25 protein-coding genes are annotated in these 25,144 nt (G+C 49.8%); 6 read left to right on the forward strand and 19 right to left on the reverse strand.

The genetic code is table 11. The annotated features are described in order from the left end of the window. The first annotated feature begins 141 nt into the window (after positions 1-141). Both T502_RS07365 and T502_RS07370 read left to right on the forward strand, forming a co-directional pair. Positions 142-411, forward strand: coding sequence for a hypothetical protein (locus T502_RS07365; RefSeq protein WP_042706568.1), 270 nt, complete (start codon positions 142-144; stop codon positions 409-411). A gap of 84 nt (positions 412-495) precedes the next feature. Beyond that, positions 496-1,203, forward strand: coding sequence for a DUF5714 domain-containing protein (locus T502_RS07370; RefSeq protein WP_042706569.1), 708 nt, complete (start codon positions 496-498; stop codon positions 1,201-1,203). Between the two features lie 42 nt (positions 1,204-1,245). On the opposite strand, the gene T502_RS07375 is transcribed toward T502_RS07370, so the two are convergent. From T502_RS07375 to T502_RS07385, 3 genes are all read right to left on the reverse strand, one after another. After that, the gene (locus T502_RS07375) at positions 1,246-2,169 is read right to left on the reverse strand and encodes a 4Fe-4S binding protein (RefSeq protein WP_042706570.1); all 924 of its coding nucleotides are present in this window, start codon (positions 2,167-2,169) and stop codon (positions 1,246-1,248) included. A 50-nt stretch (positions 2,170-2,219) separates the two neighbouring features. Continuing rightward, positions 2,220-2,951: a 4Fe-4S binding protein gene (locus tag T502_RS07380; protein WP_042706571.1), complete on the reverse strand. Its 732-nt coding sequence runs from the start codon at positions 2,949-2,951 to the stop codon at positions 2,220-2,222. A gap of 65 nt (positions 2,952-3,016) precedes the next feature. After that, positions 3,017-3,754 carry a 4Fe-4S binding protein gene (locus tag T502_RS07385; RefSeq protein ID WP_042706572.1) on the reverse strand — a complete coding sequence of 246 codons (738 nt, stop codon included), beginning with the start codon at positions 3,752-3,754 and terminating at the stop codon, positions 3,017-3,019. A gap of 361 nt (positions 3,755-4,115) precedes the next feature. On the opposite strand from T502_RS07385, the gene T502_RS07390 reads away from it, so the two are divergent. Then, positions 4,116-4,973, forward strand: a complete 858-nt coding sequence (locus tag T502_RS07390) for a pyrroline-5-carboxylate reductase family protein (RefSeq protein ID WP_042706573.1) — start codon at positions 4,116-4,118, stop codon at positions 4,971-4,973. Positions 4,974-5,011: 38 nt separating this feature from the next. Here T502_RS07390 and T502_RS07395 read toward each other — a convergent pair whose 3' ends face one another. The 6 genes from T502_RS07395 to T502_RS07420 all read right to left on the reverse strand — a co-directional run bounded on the left by T502_RS07395 (position 5,012) and on the right by T502_RS07420 (position 10,752). Then, entirely contained in the window at positions 5,012-5,890 is an 879-nt protein-coding gene (locus T502_RS07395; protein WP_169736989.1) for an esterase/lipase family protein, read from the reverse strand. Between the two features lie 93 nt (positions 5,891-5,983). Continuing rightward, positions 5,984-6,667 (reverse strand): hypothetical protein, encoded by a 684-nt coding sequence (locus T502_RS07400; RefSeq protein WP_157197495.1) that lies wholly within the window; start codon positions 6,665-6,667, stop codon positions 5,984-5,986. 135 nt (positions 6,668-6,802) lie between these two features. Further along, positions 6,803-7,492, reverse strand: coding sequence for a hypothetical protein (locus T502_RS08805; protein WP_157197496.1), 690 nt, complete (start codon positions 7,490-7,492; stop codon positions 6,803-6,805). A gap of 262 nt (positions 7,493-7,754) precedes the next feature. Next, entirely contained in the window at positions 7,755-8,552 is a 798-nt protein-coding gene (locus T502_RS07410; RefSeq protein ID WP_042706575.1) for a class I SAM-dependent methyltransferase, read from the reverse strand. Positions 8,553-8,982: 430 nt separating this feature from the next. Next, a complete protein-coding gene (locus T502_RS07415; RefSeq protein ID WP_042706576.1) occupies positions 8,983-9,915 on the reverse strand; it encodes a hypothetical protein in 933 nt (310 codons plus the stop codon). A 60-nt stretch (positions 9,916-9,975) separates the two neighbouring features. After that, positions 9,976-10,752, reverse strand: coding sequence for a hypothetical protein (locus T502_RS07420; protein ID WP_042706577.1), 777 nt, complete (start codon positions 10,750-10,752; stop codon positions 9,976-9,978). A gap of 242 nt (positions 10,753-10,994) precedes the next feature. Between T502_RS07420 and T502_RS07425 the strand changes: the two genes are divergently transcribed. Further along, entirely contained in the window at positions 10,995-11,261 is a 267-nt protein-coding gene (locus tag T502_RS07425) for a hypothetical protein (protein WP_042706578.1), read from the forward strand. A 483-nt stretch (positions 11,262-11,744) separates the two neighbouring features. On the opposite strand, the gene T502_RS07430 is transcribed toward T502_RS07425, so the two are convergent. The 10 genes from T502_RS07430 to T502_RS07475 all read right to left on the reverse strand — a co-directional run bounded on the left by T502_RS07430 (position 11,745) and on the right by T502_RS07475 (position 21,479). Beyond that, positions 11,745-12,368: a hypothetical protein gene (locus T502_RS07430; RefSeq protein WP_042706579.1), complete on the reverse strand. Its 624-nt coding sequence runs from the start codon at positions 12,366-12,368 to the stop codon at positions 11,745-11,747. A 106-nt stretch (positions 12,369-12,474) separates the two neighbouring features. Then, positions 12,475-12,690, reverse strand: coding sequence for a hypothetical protein (locus T502_RS07435; RefSeq protein WP_042706580.1), 216 nt, complete (start codon positions 12,688-12,690; stop codon positions 12,475-12,477). 247 nt (positions 12,691-12,937) lie between these two features. Then, positions 12,938-13,189: a DUF7123 family protein gene (locus tag T502_RS07440; RefSeq protein ID WP_042706582.1), complete on the reverse strand. Its 252-nt coding sequence runs from the start codon at positions 13,187-13,189 to the stop codon at positions 12,938-12,940. A gap of 300 nt (positions 13,190-13,489) precedes the next feature. Then, entirely contained in the window at positions 13,490-15,322 is a 1,833-nt protein-coding gene (locus tag T502_RS07445; RefSeq protein ID WP_042706583.1) for a DHH family phosphoesterase, read from the reverse strand. A 334-nt stretch (positions 15,323-15,656) separates the two neighbouring features. After that, positions 15,657-16,877, reverse strand: a complete 1,221-nt coding sequence (locus T502_RS07450; RefSeq protein WP_042706585.1) for a potassium channel family protein — start codon at positions 16,875-16,877, stop codon at positions 15,657-15,659. A gap of 122 nt (positions 16,878-16,999) precedes the next feature. Beyond that, positions 17,000-18,202: a magnesium transporter gene (locus tag T502_RS07455; protein ID WP_042706586.1), complete on the reverse strand. Its 1,203-nt coding sequence runs from the start codon at positions 18,200-18,202 to the stop codon at positions 17,000-17,002. Between the two features lie 73 nt (positions 18,203-18,275). After that, complete coding sequence (rnz, locus tag T502_RS07460; RefSeq protein ID WP_042706587.1) at positions 18,276-19,214, reverse strand: ribonuclease Z; 939 nt, start codon at positions 19,212-19,214, stop codon at positions 18,276-18,278. Further along, positions 19,211-19,984, reverse strand: a complete 774-nt coding sequence (locus tag T502_RS07465; protein WP_042706588.1) for a sugar phosphate isomerase/epimerase family protein — start codon at positions 19,982-19,984, stop codon at positions 19,211-19,213. The genes rnz and T502_RS07465 overlap by 4 nt, the downstream gene beginning before the upstream one ends. 81 nt (positions 19,985-20,065) lie before the next feature. Next, a complete protein-coding gene (locus tag T502_RS07470) occupies positions 20,066-20,629 on the reverse strand; it encodes an AAA family ATPase (RefSeq protein ID WP_042706685.1) in 564 nt (187 codons plus the stop codon). An 88-nt stretch (positions 20,630-20,717) separates the two neighbouring features. After that, positions 20,718-21,479 carry an anaerobic ribonucleoside-triphosphate reductase activating protein gene (locus T502_RS07475; RefSeq protein ID WP_042706589.1) on the reverse strand — a complete coding sequence of 254 codons (762 nt, stop codon included), beginning with the start codon at positions 21,477-21,479 and terminating at the stop codon, positions 20,718-20,720. Positions 21,480-21,621: 142 nt separating this feature from the next. Here T502_RS07475 and T502_RS08665 point away from each other — a divergent pair, with 142 nt between their 5' ends. Both T502_RS08665 and T502_RS07485 read left to right on the forward strand, forming a co-directional pair. Continuing rightward, positions 21,622-22,392: a type I 3-dehydroquinate dehydratase gene (locus T502_RS08665; protein WP_052359248.1), complete on the forward strand. Its 771-nt coding sequence runs from the start codon at positions 21,622-21,624 to the stop codon at positions 22,390-22,392. 245 nt (positions 22,393-22,637) lie between these two features. Then, entirely contained in the window at positions 22,638-25,142 is a 2,505-nt protein-coding gene (locus tag T502_RS07485) for a CDC48 family AAA ATPase (RefSeq protein WP_042706590.1), read from the forward strand. Positions 25,143-25,144 lie beyond the last annotated feature (2 nt).

Below are 25,144 nucleotides of genomic sequence, written 5' to 3' on the forward strand. Positions count from 1 at the left end.
TGAAAAAAAGATTGTTCCTCATTTAATTATATGATTTTTTGTCGTAATATGATGACATGCCGATTAACAGATAACGTAAATCGATAATCTCAAAATACCCCGACAAAACCAATATCATCCCGCAACCTTAAACTAATTACAATGAACGCCTTCAAGAAAGCCTCCGATATCCCCGCAGATCGGCATCCCGAGTTTCCTCCCGAGGTACAGGATGTAATCCTCCGTCATATAAGGACATTCGGAGCACCCGTCACGGTAACTAGTTCGCTTGTCGAGCTCAATAAACACAGGCTCAATCCGTCGCGATCGGCGATAAAAGGCGTTCTCGATAAGCTTGCAAAAGCCGGTGTCGTAAAGGCCGTCAAAAACGGCAATGTCTGGGAGTATTATCCGGTAAATGAATCCGAATAAATTACGTTTGAATAATCCTATAATAATCCTTGAATAATCCGTGAAAAATCCGTAAAGAATACGTGAAGAGTCCGTGAAGAATCCATGAATAAAGAATGCACAAACGGCGAGTGTCTCATCTGCAAAGCACCTCTGGAATATTTCGAGAAAGACGAAGAGATGGAGTGTGCACTCTGCCATAAGAAGGAATTAGGCAAAACGCGGTGCATAAACGGTCACTACGTCTGCAATGACTGTCATACAAAGGGTATTGACCGGATAATCGGCATATGCATGAGCACGGATTCCGCGGATCCGATAGAGATAATCCGCATCTTGATGGCACAGCCGTTTTGTCACATGCACGGACCCGAGCATCATATAATGGTAGGATCCGCACTTCTGACCGCATATAAGAACGCCGGCGGCGATATCGACCTGAAAGAGGCGTTGACCGAGATGCAGAGCCGCGGCAGAGGTGTCCCGGGCGGTGTCTGCGGATTCTGGGGTGCCTGCGGAGCCGCGATAAGTGCCGGAATGTTCATCTCGATAATCTCAAAGGCAAGCCCGCTTACCGGAGAGTCGTGGGGACTGTCCAATCTTATGACCGCAAAGGCACTCGGCGACATCGGAAAAACAGGCGGTCCGAGATGCTGCAAAAGGGATTCATATCTCTCGATTTTAGCGGCAATCGATCTCGTAAGGGAGTACTTCGGCATTTCTATGAAGAAGAAAATGCCGGTCTGCACCCATTCGGCGATGAATAATCAGTGCATAGGATGCCGTTGCCCGTTTTTCGTGAGCAGGGATTGACGGGTTCGGACGGATCATGCGTATTGACGCGTGAAGCGGGTTTTACGAACGGCGTTGCGGTCGCTTGTTCATGCAGGGAACTTTGACCTGACATTTTCCGCAGCCGTATCGCGGGTAATACATCTCTTCGGAGAGATCCACGTAATCCGAGCATTTTTGAATATCTTTGAGGCTGACGCCGTATTCAACTTCAGCCGTATTACCCGCATTACCCGCACTGCCCGTGCAGGGCTTTATTCCCGTCATCTCCGTATCTGATTTCGTGCCGTAAATCGCATTTACCGGGCAGTTCTTCAGGCAGAGTCCGCACCTTATGCAGTATTCGTAGATATCCGTGTATTCCCGCGGTGTCGGTTCGAGCTTTAAGTCCGTGACTATGCTTATGAATCTACCCGCGGTCCCCTCCTTTGTGATAAGGCACGTGGAAAGCCCGAATGTCCCGAGCCCGCTTATGAATGCGATATGACGTTCGGACCATACCGAGTTCACATGGGTCTCGCCGAGTCGGGTATCCGGCATCGTGTATCTGAAGCGGCTGTCAAGCGAAGGTATGACGGCAACGCCGCCAAGCGCCTCGATTCTCTCTTTTACACGGACGCCGACGGCGTTTAAGAGCGTCTGTCCCTCGTTTCTTGCATGCATCCAGCCGTAAGAGAAGGTTGAGATATCCTTTGAGTTGTCCGTGCAGACTTCGTTTGAAAACGGCAGAAAAATGCTGATTACGCTCTCCGCTCCGCTGACCCAGTCGGACGGCAGGCAGTGAAAGTTTCCGATGACGCTTTTATCCCTAAGTCGGGGGTATAACGGGTCGGATGCCGCGGAGATGCCGACGAGCACCGGCGTTCTGAAGATGGGCATACCTGCGTATTCCTTCGACATTGCCTCGGATTCGGCAATTGTGTTACGCTCTCCCTTAAAGAGGAAGTCTTCCGCTGTTTTTCGGAGGTCGCAGGCGCCCGGGTGCATATTATCTTCGTTCCTGAAAATATCTGCTTAGATTTTCACTTATTTATCGCTTAAATTTTACCCTTGAACCCGTATCGCAGAGCACCCTTCTTGCAGTTATAACTGCATGCGCCGCAGTTTATGCAGTTTGAGTCATAGGTGTCTCCCGATCGGACCATCTTAGAGACCTCAATTCCCATGGGACATGAGCGTGTGCATCTGTTGCATCCGATACAGTTCCCCGCATTCGGGATAAGGCCAAGTTGCGGTATCTTGCAGACTTTACCTATCTTTCTGCCGATTATAAAGAATACACACATCGGGCAGAGATAGCGGCAGAACGTTCGTGAACCTAAGATGGCGGTAAGGACGAACAATGCCGCAAACATAGCCCACGACAGATAAAGCATGGCAGGATAGAGTCCGCCGATGCCGTTATCAAGATTGTAAAGGACATTAATACTGTGTATTCCGCCGGCGGTTGCAAAAAAGAGCACAATTGCTCCGAACCAGAATATAAAGAAGATATATTTCAGGTAATCTAGAGGACTCTTCTTTGTCTTCTTCTCAAAGCCCATGCCGATTATATCCTGCATACCGCCGCAGGGACAGATCCAGCCGCACCAGAATCTGCCGATAACGAGGGAGAGGATGAAAAGAATCAGGAATGTGAGTGTGCAAGCCGCAATCGTGCCTTCACCTGCCGCCATAACGATGATTATCGGCGACATGAAAAACATCAGAATCGGCATAAAGATTGCCGTTGTTGAAAGAATTATTCTCCGCAGGTTTTCGCGTTTCATATTGGGGTATTTGTATTCGGGCAGTATAATATTATGTGTATTATTGTTTATTTTTAATTCCGAGATTATCCGCCTTTCCGAAATCCGAGTTTTAACGCCCCAAATTCACATTTATCGCAGCAGGCACCGCAGATTATGCAGTTTTCATAATATGTGCCGTTTGACTTTGCCGTCTTCGAGACATTTATTCCCATGGGGCATGATTGCGTACATCCGCCGCAATCGTTGCATTTCTTTGAATCATATATCAGATCAATCTGCGTCAAAGCATTCATCCTGCCGAAATTTCTGCCGAGTATCAATAAGGCACCAATCGGGCAGAAATACCGGCAGAACGAGCGTGAACCGAAGATTGCGGTAATGACCGAGAGTCCGGCAATTACAATCAGCACAATCAGCGCGGGATAAATCATCACGGAGATGAGTCCGCCGATGCCGTAATCCGGACTGTAATACGGATTTATGCCCGCGATTGCGCCAGCGTTTACGGACAGATACACGATTGCCCCCAGCCATAAAAATAAGATTATGAATTTTGCGGCATCCAAACGGCTCTTTTTCGGTTTTTTCTTAAAACCGATGCCGATTATGTCCTGCATGCCGCCGCAGGGGCAGATCCAGCCGCACCAGAGTCTGCCTATGAAGACTGATGATATGAATAGAACCGCAAAAAAGATTGTGCAGACCGCTATCGCGTCCGCCGCCGGTGTCCGAACAAGAACCGGAGCGCTGAATATTATGAGAAGCGGCACAATGATCGCCGATATTGTAAGAATTATTCTGCGCAGGGTCTCGCGTTTCATATGTGATTATTTTTCCTTGATATGTATAATGATATTTATTGATGTTCTTTGAGGTGTCCGAAGGGTCGATGTCAACGCTAAAGTTTGAAAACGGCAAAATGATTCCTCACAAATCCGTGGGGACGGCTGCTGCGGAAATCAGACAAATATAAATCAGATACATATAAAGCGTCCGCAATAAATGTCGTAATAAATGTCGTAATAAATGTCGTAATAAATTTCGTAATAAATTTCGCCAAAATATTGTCTCTCTTAAAACCGGATTATAAGACGGAATCGAACCCTTTGAGTATCCCCTTCAAGTATAGGATCTATTATGACAGGTAATTTCTATATCTCCACCCAACAAAACTGATCAAACATGAAAACTGTCGGAATAATCGGAACGGGGCATATCGGAAGTCTGCTGGCAAAGAAGTTGATTGAGACTGCGGTTGTCGGACCGCGGGAACTCTGCGCCGCAAACCGAAGTCCGGAAAAGCTGAATAAACTTGCCGGAGAGCTTGGAATAACGCCGTGCAAAGACAATATCGGCGTTGCTGAAGCCTCCGACATAATCTTTGTCTGTGTCAGACCCGCGGAAGCAAAAGCCGTGATTGCGGAGATAAAACCTGCACTGACTCCGCAAAAGCTGATAATCTCGACAGTTTCGGATGTAAAGCTTGCCGACCTTAAAGCGTGGTCGGGAATCGACTGCGTCCGCATAATCCCCTCCGTGACCTCGGAATACGACCGCGGCGTCATGGTAATCTCATTTCCCGACGGCATCGGCGATGCTGTGAAAGAATCAGTAATGCGGCTCTTTGAGGGATTCAGCACGCCGTATGTGGCCGCGGAAGAGAACATCTCCGCATTATCCGACCTTACGAGCAGTTCGCCGGCGATAATCGCCGCGGTTATTCAGGAGTTCGCAAAAGCCGCCGCGGAGAAGAGCAACGGCAGAATACCGCTCTCCGATGCCGAAGAACTCATCCGCGAGACCCTCTTCGGCACCGCCGTTCTTCTCGATAAACTCTCTCAGCGCAGTACCTTGCAATCCGGCAATACTGCGGATGCAAGATCACCCTTTGACGTCCTCATCGGGAGCGTAGCCACAAAGGGCGGCATTACCGCCGAAGGTGTCATTGCCGTAAGGGAAACGGCTCCCGAACTCTACGAAAAAGTTCTCACGAATATGCAGAACAAACATAAAAAAGTTGAGCGGTCATTCAAAGAATAACCCTTTTTTTACTCAATATTTTCTCACTCAATATTTCCTTACTCGAAATAATTGTCAGAGACCGCATTGTCCGCCGTAAGATACCCGACAACGCAGTCAATCGCCTCTCGGTTCGTCGGAAGCAGGATATGGCAGTAACTCCCCGGCTTCTCACTGAAATAATCCGCGTCTTTCGGAAGAAGCGAATAACCCGCACCTTTCAATGCCGATTCGCAAAGGGCCACGATGCCGTCGCCGTCGTATGTGAGAACCGGCGCATTCGCTGGATTGCCGTCGGGGAAAACCCATGTTTTGCCCTCGAAAAGTCTGAAGAAATCGGGGTTGCGTGTCCTGTTGACCGCGACTATGAACCGGTAATCGATATCGTCACGTTTTGTCGCATCGCTCAGATCTGCGACGAGCTTCCCGCCGAATCTGACACCCTGAACCAGCACATCCTCCGCCGCCGAGAACTCCTTCGGCACGAAAACGCCGACAAGCGTCTTTAATATTTCGGGGGCGTATCTGCCGTCGTTGAACAGCTCAGCCAGCGTGCTCGCACGGTTCACGGGTCCGATTCCGATAAATCTGCGGACTTTAAACCGCCGCTTTTTATCCTCGACCTCAAGCAGATATCTTGTAATCGTAGTACCCAGAGAATGCGATACTATGTCGACCGCACCCGGACAGCCCGCCCGCGATTGTATCTCCGCGATAAATTCGCCCAGTTCATCGGCGATGAGCAAAGAATCGGAGTAGTTCTTCTTCGAGTAATCGAAGAGATAATATTCGATACCCGACTCCTCAAGCCGCGGAATCAGCCTGCTCCAGATATGCGGACTGCTCTTCCAGCCGTGCACAAGAACCACGGGACACTTGTTTTTCCGCACATTCCCCTGTACGGTATCCTGCACATTATCCTCTACATTACCCTGCACTGTATTCTGCTCTGTATTCTGCACGATAATAATTTGGCGGCGTAAAAAAAGAAGATTGCTTTTTGCGGCAGCGGGTATTCTATAAGGTATTCTCTAATATTCAAAAAGCGTTATATCCAGCAGATCCGTGAAAATGCGGAAGTTATACGGAAAACAGGAATCCCCTATAATCTTCTTTTCGGTGCCGTCCGTGAACGTGATTGTGAGAGCCCAATCGGTAAGTCGTTCAGACTCGTCGAAACAAAAGTATTCGGGTTTCCACCTGCCTATGCGGATATCGCGCAGCTCCTCCAAAATTTCGGATTTTGTCATATTTTTGAGGGTATCACGACCGTATTCTATACCGCCTGAGGGATAGTACGGATAATAAATCACGACCACAACGTATTCGCCGCCGAAATCGATTCTCCGCCTCACATCATCAAGCAGGATGCCGGGGTTTAAAAGGTCAAAATCAATATATCTTATCCGTTCAACCATGTCGTTGAACTCTTTCTCCCGTATATCTTCCTCGGTATCCTCATACTCCCATCCCTGCGTCTTAAAATATTCTTTTGCGGCTTCGATAAAGTCATAGTATGCACTTATCCTGACGGAGGCGTGCGGACGCCATTTCCATTCATCGGAGCGTTCTTCTCCCTCGACCGCATCTCTTAGCTGTTTGATCCTTCCCCTAAGCTCTTCTATCTTTTTCAGAGCCGCTTCCCTTGTCTTTCCCCGAATGTTCTCGGCGATGTAACCCGCGGGCGTTATCAGCATGCCTTCCCGTATCTTCATAATGAATTCTCCCCTCTTCATATCAATATGAGGACCGACTAAAAAAAGATTGTTTCTGACGCGGCAACGGCGGCGGCATCGGATGATTATATGTTATGATTTAGCCGGCACTCACTCTGCCTCGTCAAACACCTCTTACCAATCTATCTTCATCAATTCGAGGAAACCGGCAAAGTTAAACGGATAACTGTTTATTCCGCTAAACATCGTTGTTTTACCGTCGGAATATCTGATTTTGACAGACCACTCAGTCCCGTCAAGAACAAAGCCATGAATGATCCTGTTTTTGTGCTTCCATCTCCCCATATGAATCTCACGCAATTCATCAATAATCTCCGATTTAGTCCTTTCTTCGATGATCTTAAGACTGACATCCTCGATGACGGGCGGCTTCAGACTAAAGAAAGGTCTGACCTCCACTTCTTCACCGTTAAACATGAATCTGCGGGCAACACTTCCCCGCAGGGATGTCGGTGCGCTAATCGCGATATCAATACTTTTGATAAGTTCCAGCCTCTCATTGAACTCCGTATCCCTTATCTCTTCCCGCGACGGCTCGTACTCCCATCCCTGCTCTTTGAAATATTCTTTGGCGGCATCGATGTAATCATAATAAACGCTTATTCTGACATCCGGTGAAGGGGAATGTCTCCACTCCGCGGAGTGCACTTCTTCCTCAATTGCCGCTCTCAACCGTTTAATCTCCTTTCGGAGTTCTTTTATCTCATTCAGTGCTTCTTCCTTTGTCTTTCCCTTTAAACCCGCAACATAAGAATACGGTGCCATCATCATGCTGTTTCCCTCCTTTAAGTCCCAAACTGTCAAAACCTTTGCTTCGCTTCGATCTCTGATTTCGCTTCGTTATTTCATTATTTCGTCAATTTGAAAATTTGAAACTTCGAAAATTCGAAACTTCGTTAAATTATCCCGCACTCAAAACAGTAGGGGTTTTGTAATCCCTTTCGCAATGCAAGGCGCATATCCCTATTTTTCCCGTCCCCTGCGGGATTTGCGCCGACCCCCTCAATATTCCCATTCAAACGCGATTAAAGTAAATCTATTCTCTGTAAAATAATAAATCTTGCCGCTACCACTCAAACGTCGCCCAGCGATCGTTCATATTCGGTAGAAGAAGAGCGAAGAGCTTGCCGCGGATGCTGTATTTCCGCATCTCTTCGTTAAAGCTGTGCTCTTCAATGAGACGCAGTCCCGGGACAAGATCGGCTATCTCCTGCCCAGAGTCGGTGCCGGACATGAAATGTGCCTTCGTGTTCTTCACGGTATCGTGGTATTTCTCGTTCTTTGCCATGAGTTTGCTGTTCTGCTCGGCAATCAGCAGACCGCCGTAGGGGAAATTATCCTTTAAAACGGTCAGAAAAGTCCGTATCTGTTCCATGGTCAGATACATGAAGAGACCTTCGGCAATGAAAACCGGACGCGTCCGTTTCTGCGAGACCGCATCCTTTACGGGCTGACACCATTGTGCATCCAGTGCGTTGCCGGCTATCATGGTCACCCGTTCCCTCTCGGCAAACGCTTTTCTTCTTGCCGTGATTGCGTCGGGAAGGTCAAGATCGAACCAGAGTATACTGCCGTTGTCGACACGCGAGAATCTGTCGTCGAAGCCGGCGCCGACATTCACCACAACGGTATCGGGAGCGTTCTTAATTATCTCCTTCAACTGCCTGTCAAGCATTATGGTGCGTGCCACTACGCCCTCGTGCGAGAGGAATTTGTCATACCGCGATGTATCGATGCCGATTGCATTGATGATATCCACGGCTTTGTTGTCCCTTACTCTCGGATTGCTGCGCTTTGTCTCGCTTGCCTTAATTGCAAGCGGAATCAGCGCCGTTGTCTGTACATCGCCTAATTGAAGTTCCATTCAATCATCTCCCGAATTTTTGATTTCAGATTGTATCATGTGTATTTATCCGTATTTCTCGGATCAGGGTCACAGCGTGCCCTATCGTTTATTCGTATTTCTCATCAAAACGCAATTGTTTAGGAATTATGAAAAAAACCTAAAATTGACCTCTAATTTAAATTTTAAGCAATTTGCGTGGATATATTATGATCGCGGATCTGATAAATGTATCTCATGACATATCCCCGGACCCGCCACATGACAGGCTAAGTGACAGAGATCAAATTATGCGGCTTTGAGAAAAGTTTGAAAGCGGTATCCGCAGAATGCGTCGTCTACAGTATATTCCGCATCGACGGATCTGAAAAAAAGTATTTATTACGGGTCGATCTTTACCTCAGCAGGTATTTAATCTTTAACTCGGTCGGTCTTTAACCCGGTCTGCCTTTTACTCGGTCGCCTTTAACTTAATCACTTTCATGAAATGACGGAGTCTCAGACCGTTTACAAGAAGGACAAGCCCCAGAACAAAGACAATCGCCGAGACTGTCAGCATCATGAAATAGACCAGCGAATACGGGATATAAATCGTGCATATCACAAACGCAAGCGAAATAACGCCTATGACAAGGCGGCTGACGAATCCTTCCGGAACGGCTTTGCGCCCTCTTCCGACGCGAATCAGAAGGAAAATCGCGCTTGCAAACATCCAGATCATCAGAATAATCGTAAGTATTCTCACCCATGTCATAAGATCGATATCCATGACAAAGATACCGACTGCCACGATAACGATGCCCCACGGAATCTCGCCCCTTTTCACCTGATTAATGCCGGTTTCCACATTTTCGGGTTTTCTCTTAAGGAGATTCCAGATGCCGTCCGCGATTACCAGAATACCGAAACCGACCATAATCCACGGAAGTCCTATATTAAATGCCCCCGAGAAAGCCGCAATCGGGTCGTCGAAGATAAAAATGCCGAGCAGAATCATGAATATGCCGGCAATCACCTGAAAATGCCAGGACTGCTTCTGATCTTTCAGGTTCTCCTCTATATCCTTATTGTCCTTCGGATTCAGAGTCGAGAAGAGTGTCACAAAGGTATCGCCGATCATGAGGAGCAGCGGAGCATCATCTACCAGATGCAAAATCGGGTGTTTTTTCGGGTCGTATCTGTCCAGATGCACCTTCCACTGATCCCTGGTCTCGTGGACATGATACTGCCCCTTCCTGTAACTGCATATCGTCCCGGGTGTGGGCACATTAAGCGCGGACATCTCCCAATCGGCGCCGAGCGGCTCGGTGACCTCGGTTTTGTCCACGGAAACTTCCCAGACTCCTTTACTCAGCGGACCCAAAAAATCTTCCAGTTTTGACATTATAGCGACCCAAATTATCAGTATGATCTGCGGCAGAATAATATTTTGCCTGCTTACAGATCAATCCTTCATTGTATTGAGGAAAGTGAGCAGATCGGCAATCTCGGGGCGGATATTTACCTGATCGTACATCACATGCGGCGTCTCGAGCGAGAACTCGTAGGACTCGACGTTCGATGCCTCAATCATGAGATAGTACTTGTGATTCGCAAGCTCGACCTTCTTGAGCATCGGATTGTCCGGCAGGACTTCGCCGCCGGTGATAACGTCGCCGGTTGACGAGTCGACAAGAACCCAGTTCATGCGGACATAAGCGAGGTTGCCCTTGGGGACAATCGTTGCCTTGATTCTCCAGAGATCGTAGGGAACGCCGAAGATCTCCGAGAATCCCGATTTGGAGTCTTTCAGAACCGCAAACTGCGTCGTCAGGTTCTTGCCCCAGATGGTGTCCTGGAAAAGATCGGACGAGGCATATCCCGTGCTTCGTATATAGTATGTATTGTCGTCGACCGGCTCCACATCACCCGTTGATGTCTTCATTCCCGTCGGGAAACTTATTCGCGGATATCCTTTGGCGCCGAGAGCGTATATCGTGTTGAGATCGTTGTTGAGCCGAATCGTCTTGACGCCCGTAACCGGCTGGAAATCATATATGTAATGCGGTTTGGGCTGGCAGCAGCTGCCGTCCGTGCACGTGTCGTAGACATACGCCGTGGCGTTCCCCGACGTATTCGAGGCGGGTCCGGGTGCCGTTATCTTCGGCAGATTCACGACTAAAGCTATGCCCATGACGATTATGATTGCGGCAATAAAAGTTAACCAGTCGGCTCTTTTCACATGAATTTATCTGTTATGCTTACAAATAAAGATTCTTTTTTTTGGCTGAACGCGATTGTCGTTTATCCCCTGTTTCGGCACGGCGTGTCGATTCACGGCGTTATGCGTTCAAAGTTACAAATCAATAATTTTGGAAATATTCTTTCCTTTGGTACGTTTCACTGAAATTTTTTGAACACGATATTGTTGTCTGTTGAATAAATTTGATATAGTTCCAATCAAAAGATTAGAATAGTGTTAGTATGAACGCCGATGAAATACAGACATGGATTATCTTCTATCTGCTCTCGTTTGTAGTGCTGCTCCTCACCCTGTTTTTTACGACACAGGGAATTCTCCTCGGAATAGGGCTGATTCTGATAATCCTCGTCATCGGCGTCAATTTCTATCTCATCTGGAACGAGCTTAAGAAGACCGGCGAGAGGAAAGAACTGATGAGGCGCCTCTCGAAGCGTCAGGACGGCACGACCGAGGACGGAAAGCCGATTGACGATCTCATTGTCCAGTAACCGGTCGATTGCATAATATTTCAAAAACCACACTTTTTCAGAAATATTCAATATCTTATATTAAAATTTTTCAGCAATTTTCACGGAATTATTCACCGGCAATCTTTGATGGCATATTAATGTCATGTTTGCGGCAATCTCAAAGCACGGCAACCCGCACTGTCACAATCCGCATTGCACATTTCACATAGCACATAGCACATTGCACAATTACGCATCGCCGCACTTACGCACTGCGGTAATCTGAAAATAAGCAGATATCTGCCGATATATGCCGATATATGCTGATATAAGCCGAAATACGCTGATCCGAGTTTAACCGGCTGAACCAAACCGAACTTGGGAAGGCTTTCAAATGCCGAAAAAAGGATGTTTTCAATTATTTGTTCAATTCAAATATCCGACAGTTCAATCAGTCAATTTTGTTCATCACTCAATATACACTTAATATACACTTAATATACACTCAATATATTTGCATATTTACTTGAGTGCGGTTGCGAACTCTTCGGCAAGGTTGTTCATGACAATCTTCATCTGATCGATTCTGACCTTAAGCCCGGTAACCTCGCCCTGCATGTCCAGAGGGACCATGTTCGTGTTTATTCCCGAAAGCCTGTATTCCGCGGAATAAAGGTTGTTCCTTGCCGAGACCAGCGCATCGTCGGCATTTCTCACCGAGATCTCCCAGTTCGTCGAATCGTACATCGCCGCGTAATACTCTGCGTTATTGTTCTGTTCGAGGACATTTGTGAGATCCATCATCGCCGCTATCATATCGATATAGGTGCAGTCGATGGTACGCATTGTATAGATTGTATAACTCTCGTATTCCGATCCAGGGGATTTCGCCGAGAGTATATCGAAGATATTCTTGAAATCGGTCTCGGACGCCATAAGCTGGGAGCGGATATTGCCCGGATGCTCCGCATTCCAGTTGATGGAGAACAGTCTGTCCTCCGCAAGAGCATTGAGTGCCTTAAGCTCCGGAATCGTCGCATCTTTTTTCTGTGTCCCAGACTGCGTGCAGCCCGCCGAGAACAGCGCCGCCGACAACACGCAGAGACATAACAGAGCCGTCAGAACATTTCTCTGGTTATCTATCATTAAAACTCCGTATAAAACCGCGGTCTGAATAACAGCCCGTATATTACTTACGTTATCTTATGAATCTGTCAATATATTAATTTTGCATATTCTGACATCAACCGCGTCATTCGACGGTCTCGATTGTTATCTTTATCTTCTCGCCCTGTCTGAACTGATGACCCTTGGGGACATCGATATTGAACCACAGAGCGTGCGGATTTTCTTTTGTCTGCGACGGCGAATCCTGATGCGTGCTCTGATTCATGATGCAGTCCTTTTCCTCGTCGACATTGGCAATGAACTCAATATCGGATATAAATTCGATCTTCTTTACAGACATACAGTAAAATCGGTCAGATTGTTATATTTAACTTACGAAAACGTCCGCAAAGCAGATCGGATATCGGGCATTGAACTGATAAAAATATGTATTTTCAAAGTTGAATTTTGAATTTCAAAAGAAGAATCCTAAAGAAGAATCCTAAAGAAGAATTTCAAAATGAGAAATATTGTAATTTGGAATGGTTTAAATGATAAATTATTGATTATTGAAAAGTCGCATCACGCGTGTAATGCCTGCTGCCGGCTTATGCGGCGCGGGGTGTGACCTTCCATGTGGTGCTGTTTGAGTAGCTCCAGCGCAGAATCTCCAGTTCCGAACAGGTATCTGCGAGTATTGCAAGGTTTGTTCCTACTTCCTTCGGAGACAGACCAAGATCCTTTGCTATATACTTTGACTTGAAGTAGCGCTTTCCGGCTTCAAGACCCGACTTGAGGTAGTGAAGAATTTTGACCTGTGTTGAAGCGCTTCCTGTTTCCGTTGAACCATTTAAGCTCATATGATCCCTCTTTTATGCTTATGATTTATTCGTATCCGATGTTCACACAAAAGCGGCGTGAAAACGATTCACGGCGGTTTTGCGACATACGATGACATGTATGCACCCGTCGCAAAACCTGTAAAACAGATGAAAAACCGTTCCGATCCGACCCCTAGACTTCATTTCCCAAAGAAGTAAGGGATTTGCAGACCGATTTTCCCAATCTTGCAGATATACGAGCAGGTTTGACGCATACCACGCCATGCCTGCTCTCTTTTTACGATTTACTACTATATATATCTAGCTGATACTTCGGGTTTATTCAACCGGAAATTCGCCTATCTTTCTGACGAGTTCATCGACAACGACGTCTTTCATGCCTTCGACGAACTTTATGGAACCTACGACGAGGTGACCGCCGCCGCTGACACCGCCGCCCTCGATATCGTCACGCATCTCACGCACCATCTTGGGGATGTTCATGAGAACGCCTCTGGACCTGATGACCGCAAAGTCGGGACCCAGACCGAGTGTGACGACCGGCTTTCCTTCGTTTCTCTTACAGAGGATATCGTGTATCTCGCCCGAGGTCTTGCCCGGCGGCGGGAAGGTGAAGCGGTGCGCAAATATCTCGACATCGATTGTGAAGAGATGAGCGCCGTTCTGAAGTTTGGTGTCCTTTACATGCGGCATCGAGGCTTTGAGCTGGTCCTCGATTGCGGCGTTGGCTTCGGAGACAAGGAGTTTCACGAGCCTTCTGTGCCTGTCCTCGTTGCCGTTGATGTTTAAGATGTCCTTGATAATCTCTTTGCCGTCGTTGAACCTGAGCCAGAACTGCTCGTAATCGAGTGCAAGAGCGATATCCTTGCATTCGTCCTCGGTGTATTTGTCGGCAACGAGTTCAAGGTATTTTGCACGTTCGGGGGCTTCGCTGCGGTCGCCCACGGCGGCAACGGCGGGGAAGTGCATAATCTCCTTCTCGATTCCCGGGTGTATCATGCGGGCAAGCTCGGCTCCGAGCATTCCGGCGGTAACTCCGAAGTCGCCGCCGACGTGATACGGGTTTACGTGCGCAACAAGATACTGGTCGGTCGACTCGTCGGGGTGGTGGTGATCGACGACGACAATCGGGAGGTCGTAGATCTTTGCGACCTTATAGGAGGGTTCGTCCTCCTCGGTAGAGCCGTTATCCATCATCAGGATGAGCGGAAGTTTCTGACCGAATCTGACGTTGTCGCGGAGTGCGAAGTCCAGATCGCGGGTTACGTCCTCAATCTCGTAGAACGGCGCCTTTGAGGGAGCGCGTTTGAAGAGGTGACTCTCGGTATCCATGTCCCCGCCTTCGTCGCGGATGAGTGCCAGAATTGCCTTTTCGACTGAGACTGCCGCCACGATTCCGTCAGCATCGGCATGGTGACGAAGGACAATGGGCTGATTGGTAAAGATTGCTTTTCTTATAATCTGGGCAACCTTCTGCATCTCGGGCTTTAACCTGTCGAGGACCTCGCTTTCGATGAGGAAGGGCATGTCCTTGGGCTTTGCTCTCTCTTCGGTAGCCTCCGCAATGCGCTTTCTGACAATCTCCTTCTCTTCTTCGGTCAGGACCTCCATGTGGCTGACCTCAATCTGGAGCTGTCCGTTCCTCATCATGACCTCGCCGGAGACCGAGACCATGTCGCCGAGCTCAACCTCGGGATACGAGCGTTTGCCGGCTTCCGTGAATGCCGCGGCATTCTCCGAGCCCGTCTCGTCGACGAGGGTGAATATTGTCGGACCCGATGTCTGCTTTATCTGGGCAACCTCGACATCGAGCATCACGTTTCTGCCGACCTTGTTCTTGAGGTCGCAGAGGCGCAGGGGCACTGCTTTGCGGGAGACCGTTTTGATTTCGAAATCGGAGGGCGCTCTGACCTCTTCCAGGTCGATGTTGCCGTTATCTCTGATATTTTTCACATATACGTAGAGTGTGTCTCCCTCTTTGTGATCGGTTTTTACGTTGCTTATGTGAATAAGACCTTTAATGCGGTTGTTAAGATAAACGAAAGTTCCGAATTTTGCAAATCCCTGGACTTTTACCTCGTATGTTTTTCCTACTTCAATATCCTCGAGTTCGCAGTTCTGTCCAAGGCGGTATACCAAATTTTCTGTCATTTCTACTCCATGTAACACGTCGTTCGTAATAGCGTAATGAATTTGAGGGCATGAGCATGCCGTCCGGAATCCGACTCCCCGACGCGATTATGCCGGATATGCCCGATTCGGGCCTGCATCATGCCCGTTTTGATTCGGGTTATGGTTGCTCGATTTAATTATGCTAATTTAAATTCGTATTTCTTTAAATTTTTATTCAATTGGTTTTGTGTAATCCGTGTGATTTTGTGATTATGCTGTGCGACAACTCCGTGGACTGTAAGAATGCCCTTTCGGTCCTTTCTGTCAGTCCTTTCTTTCGGTTTGTCATTCAGTTAGTTCATCAGTTCGTCTTTCAGTTCGTCCTTTCGCACTCGGAATCTTCATCCCTTTGCTTTCTTCCGGAAAGCCTGTGCAGTCTGCACTCGCCGTCGCGGCGTCCCTTGGCGATGATGATGTCGCCCTGACGGATAACGTCATTCTTGCCCGGGCGGTATTTCCAGCGTCCGTTGCTGTTTATGGCAAGGACGACCATTCCCGTGACCGTGCCGAGCGAAGCTTCCTTAAGGGTCTTGCCGATAAGCCCCGAATCGCCGCCGACCGTGACCCTTGTGATGATCTCGTCGGACTCGCGGACGATTCTCTTGAATACCGGCGGAATCTCGATATCCCTTATGATGACGTCGACAATCGAGGATGCCGCATTGCTGATGTTCTCGGCAAAGGACGAGAGATAGAGAAGACCTCTCAGATACTCGACATTCGAGATTCTCTTTGCGGCTTCGAGGATCCAGAGATCGAGTTTATACCTCATGTCATCCATTCTGGAGTCCAGGGCAAGGACTTCGTCGGCAACCTCGCGGTTGTCGAAGAGAAGGGCCGTATAAGCCAGACCGACGGCAAGCTCGCTCTGATTCTTCATCTCAATCATGAGGGCGACCGCCCTGTCAAGGTCCGAGACGACGGCATCCTCGGGCTCGTCATCGGCATCGCTTACGTCAATGCCCGCGACCTGATAGAACGGGATAACGCCGCCGTCGAGACCTTTCGCGATGAGAATATCGCCGTCAAGGATTCTCGTGTCCCTGTCTGGATCGTAGATCCACGAGATGCCGCGCCTTATCGCAATGACACGCATACCCGTGGTGCTCTGAAGTTTCTGGTCGCCCAGAGTCTTGCCGTCGATCCGGCTGTTCTCCTGCACCTTGACTCTGACCGTGACCTCCTCGGCTTCGGGGAGTTCCTGACGGAGTTTGGCAGGGAATTTAACGTTTTTGAGAATAATGGTGGCTATCTCGGATGCCGAATTTGAAATCCTCTCCGCGGCTTCGGCGACCTGAAGCATTCCGCTCATGGATTCGGCTTCGTCAACGCGGCGTGCGCCGAGGATACTCTGAATTCTCGCCTGATATACAAGCTGATTCATGCTTTCTTCGAGGTTCAAAACTTCATGCGCAATATCCTTATTCTCAAAAAGAATTGCAGAATATGATAAGTCGACCATGAGTTCGGCGATATCCTTCATCTCGATGAGGACATCTTTGAAACTTATCGGCTGATATTCTAATTCCGTCATTATTAATATTCAGTAAATTGTTTGCGGGCAAGATAGATATTTGTAAGTATTGGCAGGGTAAGTTTCGGCAGGGTATGTTTTGTCGGGGGTAAGTTTCGTCGGGGTAAGTTTTGACACGGGTGTCATATCATCAGATATATGACGGTGACGAGCATGGTTGCGCCGATGAGGTCTATGAAGCTCGTTATCACGGGTATGCCGAAGTTGTCGGGGTCGTATCCTTTCCTGAAAGAGATGCTTGCCGTCGTATAGGCGACGAGGTTTACGAATGTGATGACAATCAGACCCGTGATTATGCAGATCATGAGCATTACGGCGGGTCCCGGGGAGTTCATGCAGAGGATTCCCGCACAGTAATCCGCAAGCAGCGCCAGAAAAGGCATGAGAATGAGGACATAGAGATAACTCAGTATGAAATGACCGGAAATCTCCCTTGACGGCAGGAGATGCGGGGTTATCTCACCCATATGCATTCCTGTGGCAAGACGCGAGCAGAGTATGCCGCCGATTGAGCCGCAGCAGCCGGTAAACGGCGTCAGGATTATGAGGAATACCGTAAAGGTCACGAGCATATCGAGATCTTCTGCATAGATTATTCCCGCAAACGTGCATATGACGGCGAGCGGAATGAGGAGGAGTATCATCTCGCGGCATATCTCGTGTATGTCCTCGTCCGTGCGAAACGCCGTATAAAAGGAGGCGATGAGCAGAACGGCGACGGGGATTATCATGAGCATTCGCAGACTCTCATCGATACCGAGGACGAAGAGTGCCGTTATTATGAGAATCGGAATTGTGACGAGGTCGGCAATCGTGGTTACCGCCGGTGAGCCTATCATGTCCAGATCTATCTCATATCTGTAGCTTATCAGTATGACGAGTATGGTAAAGCCCATGACGACGAGGCTTGAGATAAGCCCGGAGATTATCGAGATGACCACGAGATCGACGGGAGATATTCCGTAAAATCCGAATGCCGCCGAGATTGCGGAGACGATAATGCCGAGCGCAAACGCAATGATTATCGAGATTGCAAGGGATGCACAGATATTCATCCCCATTATGCTCTTCTTTGAAAAAGCGATCTCGAAACCGCCGAGATGCATCGAGGAGGCGAGGCGCGATGCGAGTACGCCCGATATACTGCCGCGCATGTTGATTGACGGCGGCACGAGGATTAATAGTGCGGGAAGGTATGCGATTATGTCAGAAGCGCTGCCGAGATAGATACCCGCCAGAATTGCGGCAATGCTGCTTATCAGAAGAGCGACAAGACCCGTTGAGAAGATGCGGCACTGATAAACGTCTATTGCCGGAAATTTCATCAACATCACCTGCCTGCATCGGAATCAACCTGCCTCTTCTGTTGCCTTTTTTAGTCTTTTTTAATTTTTTTTTTCAGTCCCTGAACGGAATCTCAATCATGTCGAGATCGTTTGGGGCTATGATTTCGCCCTTATAATTTTGCCCTGCATCCCGTATATGGGTTGTCATATTTGTGTAGCGGGAACTGGCATGGACGAGGGCAAGCTTACGGGCGTTTATCTTTGCGGCTATCTCCCCCGCCTCGCCTGCGGTTGAGTGAAATACCTCTTGTGCTCTCGCTTTTTCCGAGTCGTCGTAGGTGGCGTCGTGGATGAGCAGGTCGGCATCGGCGCCCCATTTTTCCCAGCCGTCGGGATGCGGGCGCGTATCTCCCGAATAGACGATTTTCCTTCCGGGTCGCGGCTCGCCCATGACGTCGGAGGGTTTTATCTCGACGGTTTCGCCGTCGCGCTCTATCGTAACGGTCTTTCCCTGCTGGAGTCTGCCGAAGAGCGGTCCGGGCTTTATTCCCAGTTCAATCGCACGCTGCCGGTTGAACCGACCGGGTCTTTCGTCCTCGCAGAGGATGTATCCGAGCGCGGGCATGCCGTGTCTTACCGAGAAGGCACGGACGGTGTATCCGTCGAAGGGAATTACGGTGCCGTCACGGACCTCGCTTGAGTAGATTCGAAATCCTATCTTGGTATGCGAGATGTCCTCGAGTGCGGCGGCGAACTCGTGAACCCATTTCGGTCCGTAGATTGTGAGCGGCTCTTTTCTGCCGTTGAACGCCATTGTCTGGACAAGTCCGCAGAGTCCGAGGTAGTGGTCGGCATGCCAGTGCGTGATGAAGACGGCATCGACGGTAAAGCCGGTTCTCGCCCGCATCATCTGCTGCTGTGCGCCTTCGCCGCAGTCGAAGAGGAGGGTATCCGAGCCGCGTCTTATCATTATGCAGGTCGGATTCCTGTTCGGGGTCGGCAGTGCGGCGGCGGTGCCCAGGAAGTAGACCTGAAGGGTTTCGCCGCTCATTGGATGTATCTCCTTATCGTATCCGAGCTTTTCTTTGCCTCTTCGAGGTTTCTGCCCTCGACGACGCAGATACCCGAATAGTTCTTTTTAATGACGCCGAATACCTTCTCCCAGTCGATGTTGCCGCCGCCTATCGGGAAATGCTCGTCTTTTTTGCCTACATTGTCGTGGATGTGGATATGCTTTGCACAGCCGATGAGCTTGAGGAAACCGTCGAGTTTGCCGACCGTGTTCGCATGTCCGATATCGATTGTAAGCCCGAAGCCTTCGACGCCGCTGACCATGCCGCTTATCTCGTCGGGGTCCATGCAGAGGAAATCGGGAAGGTTGGGCATATTCTCGAGGCATGCGGTAACGCCGTATTCGCGGGCGGTTTTGCCTATCTCGATGAGTGCGTCCTTGTGGAGTTTCCAGATCTTGTCGGGGACGAGTTTTGCCGCGGGCGACAGATAGCCCGGGTGAATTGTTACCCTGTCGGTGATCTCGGAGGCAAGGCGGACGCATTCCGTGAGTTGTTTTATGGATTCGCGGTATATCGGGTAGTTCATGGAGGCGAGGTTGAGGTCGGCGAAAGGTGCGTGGACGCTGGCTTTCAGCCCCGTTGTCTCAAGGACCTCCTTTATTGCCGCAAAATTCCGCGGGTTGTCGAGACGGTAGTTTCCTTCCGCGGATATCTCCCATCCGCCGTATCCGGCATCTTTTATCCCGTATACCCAGTCAATCGAGGACCAGATCTTTGCCGAGGATGCAAAATAAAATTCAACGCTCATATTTTCGGTATTGTGCCTGTTTAGGAATTATCTCCGAATTCTGTTCAACTGTCGGTATTCCGTTCATTCAGTCCTGTTTTTTCAGTCCTGTTTCCTTCTTATCTCGTCGAGGAGTTTCTTTACCGCCGTTTCGAACTCCTCCATGGTGCCTTCGTTGGAGAGCACGTATTCCGCCATTCCGATTGCGGCTTCGAGTCCCCAGCCGCGTTCTCTGTCGTCGCGGGCTTTGAGACCTTCGGCGGTCGAGTTTGCGCTGTCGTCGCTGCGGCCGCGTGCCTTTAAGCGCTCGAGACGTGTATCGAAGGAGCAGTGAACGGCGACAAGGTTAAAGTTTTTGAAGTTCTGCTGAAATGTCAGGACCTCGGAGTCGCCGCGGATGCCGTCGACGAGTACGGTCTTTGAGTTTTCGAGTTCGTCCTCGATTAGCGGAACCGAGAGTTTTGCGAGCGCATCCATGCCCATTCCCTGACGCAGACAGCGTGACATCTCGCCCATGTTTTTGTCGTTCAATGCGAGACCCGCGTCGGTCACGGCTTTTCTGACGACGTCGCCCATGTTGACGACGGGGATCTTCATCTCTTTTGCAATCCGCGAAAATTCACCCTTTCCGCTTGCCGGAAAGCCTACAACACCAATTACCTGCATATAATCCAATCTCGCTTTGTTCTCTTTAATATGTTCTTTTTAATATGTTCTCTTTATTCTTCTTGATTTTGTCTGTATATCCCGGACCTCAATAGTTGCGCCTTGCCTGCGAGATGTCGTTGACGACCATGGTATCGGCTATGGTTATGCGGTTTCTGTCGTAGACGACCTCGCCGTCTTCGCGGGTGCGGATTAAGACGGAGCGGTTTATCCTGTCGGCGGCGGCTTTGAGTTCGTCGAAGGAGAGCGGCTGTATCTTTCCGAAGACGCCCTGCTGGAGCACGAGGGGGAGTCCTTCCGCCTCTTTGGCTATGTAGCCGAGATCGTCTTCGCGGCCGCGAAACATGGTGCAGACTATCTGAAGTTCGGGGAGCCTGCCGGACGTATACGCATCGCGGCATATGGCAAGGCTCTTCCTGATATCGCCGACCATATCGGGACCGACCTTGAGAAGTTTCTGATAGTGCTCCCAGCGTGTCTTTATGTCGAGATGGATGAGGTCAACGGCGTTTTCGTCTATCAGCGCCTTTATCGTCTCGGGATAGACGCCGTTTGTCTGGACGCCGACTTTAAGCCCCATCTTCTTTGCTTTCTTTGCCATGTCGAGAAGGGCGTCTTTCTGCGCCGTTGCTTCTCCCCCCGAGAAGACGACGCCGGAGATGGCTATGCGCGAATCTTTGATGAGACTTACGACCTCGTCGGTATCGCGCATGTCCTTTCCCGTCTGAAGTGCCCTGTTGTGACAGTAATGGCATCTTACGGGACAGCCGCGGAGGAAAACGGTGCAGACCGCTCTTCCGCGCCAATCCACCGTGCTCAGCGGCACAAATCCCCCGAAATTGACCTCCATGATACACTAGTAATTTGTCGCGCTGAAATTTCAAAGTTGTCAGTCGCAACCTGTCGGTCGGAACCGCCGATGTGTATCCTCATCCGCGGATGCGATAAGATATTTTTGAAGGAAGCGCAAAATATGAGGATAGAATACAGCCATGAAGACCGCTCTTTCATTGTCGACGCCGGAAGAATGGGAGACTGCCGGCAGACTCCGTGCCGATTTCAGGGAAGTGAGGATTGACCTGATTAAGGATGATGCGACCGCATTGCAGCTTCTGAAGCTCTGCAGCGGAGCGGATGGTCACGTTTCCGCAGCGGCATCGCCGGTGTCGTCATCGGCATCCGAGCCCGCATCCGCCGACCCGGCATCCCACGCACCTGCATACCGCAGTGTCGGTGCCGATTTTGACGATACGATACAAAACGAAAGGATTCCGACAATAGCCACGATTCGGAGCCGGAAGGAGGGCGGGGAGTTCGACGGCAATATCGGCGACTGGCACCTTGCTATAAAGCCCTGGCTCAACTCCGCCTGCGACTATATCGACGTCGAAGAACAGTTTTCGCCGCTTGCGGACGAGATTCATTCCTACGGCAAGAAGATCATAGCTTCGGTTCACATGAACCGTATGCCCGACCGCGACGAACTCTTTGATATCGAGAAGCGTCTGCGAAGTTACGGCGATATCGTCAAGATTGTCGTCGCTCCGCAGTCCATGTCGGATGCCGCGGATTTCGTGAAGTTTACCGCCGAAGCGAAAAAACCGATTATCACGAGCATTATGGGCAGCGAGTTTGCGAAAGTGAGAATAGCGCTCATGATTGCGGGCTCGGCGCTCATCTACTGCCATTCGGGGGTTAAGGCATCGGCGGGACAGTATCACATCGCCGATGTTCAAAAGATAATAGAGATACTCAAAGGGTAAGCAATACTCAAACGATAATCCCGACACTCTGAATAATCGCGACACTATAATACCGAGAATCAACCGTGTCGGGATTAGGGAGGGCACGGTCACGGTCGTGAACGTCCGCAAAAAAAGTCCCGATAATCATAAACCAATCGCACTTTCCTTTTTTCCAACCTCGCGGAGTTAACCCGAGTCATCAAAACATTTATATTTTATAAACACTATCTTTAGGTTAATCTACTGGATAGAGGTTCGATAATATGAACGACAAATATTCATACGAAGTTACCGTTAAAGAGGCAATGCATGAGGATGCGGGAAGGGGAATAGCACGTCTGAGTCCCGAAGTCATGCAGGATCTCGGTCTTACGAGCGGAGACGTGATAGAAATTGCCGGAGGCAAAAAAGCCGCGGCAATAGTCCAGCGTGACTACTCCGCAGGCTTTGATCGCAGGGTCATCCGTATCGACGGTAATATACGAAGCGATGCCCAGACCGGTATCGACGAGAAGGTCACAATCCGCAAGGTCGAGGCGCCGTATGCCGAGAAACTCGTAATCAGCTCCGCACAGCCCGTCGCCGTCAATCTTCAGGGCACGGAGCAGGATATAGCGAGGATACTCAACGGCAGAGCGTTCACGCAGGGGCAGACGTTCCGTGTCTCGACCGTGATGGGCAATGTCCTGACCTTCATAATCGCGAAGATATCGCCGGGGGAGATAGCTGTCGTAGGTCCGAATACCAAGGTCGAGATAAGCGATAAGGCGGCGGAGAAAGGATCCGGCAAGAAAGAGATACCCGACGTTCACTACGAGGATATCGGCGGTCTGGGTCGCGAGGTCGATCAGGTCCGTGAGATGATTGAACTGCCGCTGAGGCACCCGGAGATATTCGAGAAACTGGGAATTCAGCCGCCAAAGGGCGTTCTTCTCTACGGTCCGCCGGGTACCGGTAAGACGCTTATCGCGAAGGCGGTCGCAAACGAGGTCGATGCGCACTTCATCACACTCTCGGGACCCGAGATTATCAGCAAGTTCTACGGCGAAAGTGAGGGCAAACTGAGGGAGGTCTTCGACGAGGCAGCCGAGAATGCGCCGACAATCATATTCATCGATGAGATAGACTCGATTGCTCCGAAACGCGAGGAGACTAAGGGCGAGGTCGAGAGAAGGGTAGTGGCTCAGTTGCTGACCCTTATGGACGGACTTAAGGGACGCGGTCAGGTTATCGTCATCGGCGCAACCAACCTGCCGGATAATATCGATCCCGCACTCAGACGCGGCGGAAGGTTCGACCGTGAGATTGAGATCGGTATACCGGACAAGAAAGGCAGGCAGGAGATCTTCCTCGTGCACACCCGCGGCGTCCCCATCGATCTCTCGGGCATTGAGGTCAACGGCGAAGAAGGTCTGGAACTCAGCCGCAAGTTCGCCGAGATGGGCGAGATCGAGGGCAGAAAACAGGAAGAGATCATCAAGAAGAAGAAGTTCCTCGAGCCGTTTGCCGCCGTAACTCACGGATTCGTCGGTGCCGATATCGCACTTCTCGTCAAAGAGGCGGCGATGCATGCCTTAAGGAAGGAGATCAAGACCCTGAAGAATATCGACGAGATTAACAGCGAGGTCGTCGAGAGGATTAAGGTCACGAAAGCCGACTTCGAGTATGCGCTGAAACACGTGGAGCCTTCGGCAATGCGTGAGGTCCTTGTCGAGATTCCGGACGTCTCGTGGGAGGATATCGGCGGTCTCGAGAACGTCAAGAAGGAGCTTACCGAGGCTGTGGAATGGCCTCTCAAATACCCCGAGATATTCAACAAGCTCGGCACCAAACCGCCGTCAGGCATCCTGCTCTTCGGACCGCCGGGTACGGGTAAGACCCTGCTTGCGAAGGCGGTGGCAAACAAGAGCGAGTGCAACTTCATCTCGGTGAAGGGTCCGGAACTGCTCTCGAAGTGGGTCGGCGAGTCCGAGAAGGGTGTCCGCGACATCTTCAAGAAAGCCCGTCAGGCGTCGCCGTCGATAATCTTCTTCGACGAAATCGATGCGCTTCTTCCGAAACGCGGCGCATACAACGATTCCTCGCATGTGACCGAGAGCGTTGTGAGTCAGATTCTGACCGAGCTTGACGGACTTGAGGAACTGACGAACGTGACCGTGCTCGGCGCAACCAACAGGCCCGATATGCTGGATGACGCCCTTATGCGCCCCGGAAGGCTGGACAGGATCATCTATGTGCCGCCGCCGGATGCCGCGGGAAGAAAGAAGATCTTCGAGGTTTATCTCAAGGATTCGGACAATCTGCTCGCAAAGGATATCAGTATCGACGAGCTTGTCGAGAAGACCGAAGGCTATGTCGGCGCCGATATCGAGCTTGTGGTTAGGGAGGCAAAGCTTCAGGCAATGCGCGAGTTCATCGCGACCATGGCGGACAAGACCGAGGAGCAGCGTCTTGAGGTGCTTTCCAACGTCAGAGTGACCAGAAAGCATTTCGAGGATGCGATGAAGAAGATTAAGAGTTCACTGGATAAGCACGCAATACTGGAATACGATAAGAAGGCATGGAAAGTGCTCTATTCCGCCGAAGAAAACAGCGTTCTCGAGAAGGGCGCATCCGCGGTCATGAGGCTTTCATACGGCGGCGAGACCGAAGAGAAGACCAAGGTGAAGGACGAACTTGAAAAGGCGGTTTATTCGGTGACGAAAGACTTCGATAAGATCGCCGACCTTACCCGAAAGGCAGAGTATATACTCAAAGATGAACAATAATA

This window comes from Methanomicrobium mobile BP (assembly GCF_000711215.1).
GTDB lineage: Archaea > Halobacteriota > Methanomicrobia > Methanomicrobiales > Methanomicrobiaceae > Methanomicrobium > Methanomicrobium mobile.

Bases quoted from the DNA above. Each gene is read 5' to 3' on its own strand.
- T502_RS07365 (WP_042706568.1), top strand. From the start codon at position 142: ATGAACGCCTTCAAGAAAGCCTCCGATATCCCCGCAGATCGGCATCCC.
- T502_RS07370 (WP_042706569.1), top strand. From the start codon at position 496: ATGAATAAAGAATGCACAAACGGCGAGTGTCTCATCTGCAAAGCACCT.
- T502_RS07375 (WP_042706570.1), bottom strand. From the start codon at position 2,169: ATGCACCCGGGCGCCTGCGACCTCCGAAAAACAGCGGAAGACTTCCTC.
- T502_RS07380 (WP_042706571.1), bottom strand. From the start codon at position 2,951: ATGAAACGCGAAAACCTGCGGAGAATAATTCTTTCAACAACGGCAATC.
- T502_RS07385 (WP_042706572.1), bottom strand. From the start codon at position 3,754: ATGAAACGCGAGACCCTGCGCAGAATAATTCTTACAATATCGGCGATC.
- T502_RS07390 (WP_042706573.1), top strand. From the start codon at position 4,116: ATGAAAACTGTCGGAATAATCGGAACGGGGCATATCGGAAGTCTGCTG.
- T502_RS07400 (WP_157197495.1), bottom strand. From the start codon at position 6,667: ATGAAGATACGGGAAGGCATGCTGATAACGCCCGCGGGTTACATCGCC.
- T502_RS07410 (WP_042706575.1), bottom strand. From the start codon at position 8,552: ATGGAACTTCAATTAGGCGATGTACAGACAACGGCGCTGATTCCGCTT.
- T502_RS07415 (WP_042706576.1), bottom strand. From the start codon at position 9,915: ATGTCAAAACTGGAAGATTTTTTGGGTCCGCTGAGTAAAGGAGTCTGG.
- T502_RS07425 (WP_042706578.1), top strand. From the start codon at position 10,995: ATGAACGCCGATGAAATACAGACATGGATTATCTTCTATCTGCTCTCG.
- T502_RS07430 (WP_042706579.1), bottom strand. From the start codon at position 12,368: ATGATAGATAACCAGAGAAATGTTCTGACGGCTCTGTTATGTCTCTGC.
- T502_RS07435 (WP_042706580.1), bottom strand. From the start codon at position 12,690: ATGTCTGTAAAGAAGATCGAATTTATATCCGATATTGAGTTCATTGCC.
- T502_RS07440 (WP_042706582.1), bottom strand. From the start codon at position 13,189: ATGAGCTTAAATGGTTCAACGGAAACAGGAAGCGCTTCAACACAGGTC.
- T502_RS07445 (WP_042706583.1), bottom strand. From the start codon at position 15,322: ATGACAGAAAATTTGGTATACCGCCTTGGACAGAACTGCGAACTCGAG.
- T502_RS07450 (WP_042706585.1), bottom strand. From the start codon at position 16,877: ATGACGGAATTAGAATATCAGCCGATAAGTTTCAAAGATGTCCTCATC.
- T502_RS07455 (WP_042706586.1), bottom strand. From the start codon at position 18,202: ATGAAATTTCCGGCAATAGACGTTTATCAGTGCCGCATCTTCTCAACG.
- rnz (WP_042706587.1), bottom strand. From the start codon at position 19,214: ATGAGCGGCGAAACCCTTCAGGTCTACTTCCTGGGCACCGCCGCCGCA.
- T502_RS07465 (WP_042706588.1), bottom strand. From the start codon at position 19,984: ATGAGCGTTGAATTTTATTTTGCATCCTCGGCAAAGATCTGGTCCTCG.
- T502_RS07470 (WP_042706685.1), bottom strand. From the start codon at position 20,629: ATGCAGGTAATTGGTGTTGTAGGCTTTCCGGCAAGCGGAAAGGGTGAA.
- T502_RS07475 (WP_042706589.1), bottom strand. From the start codon at position 21,479: ATGGAGGTCAATTTCGGGGGATTTGTGCCGCTGAGCACGGTGGATTGG.
- T502_RS08665 (WP_052359248.1), top strand. From the start codon at position 21,622: ATGAAGACCGCTCTTTCATTGTCGACGCCGGAAGAATGGGAGACTGCC.
- T502_RS07485 (WP_042706590.1), top strand. From the start codon at position 22,638: ATGAACGACAAATATTCATACGAAGTTACCGTTAAAGAGGCAATGCAT.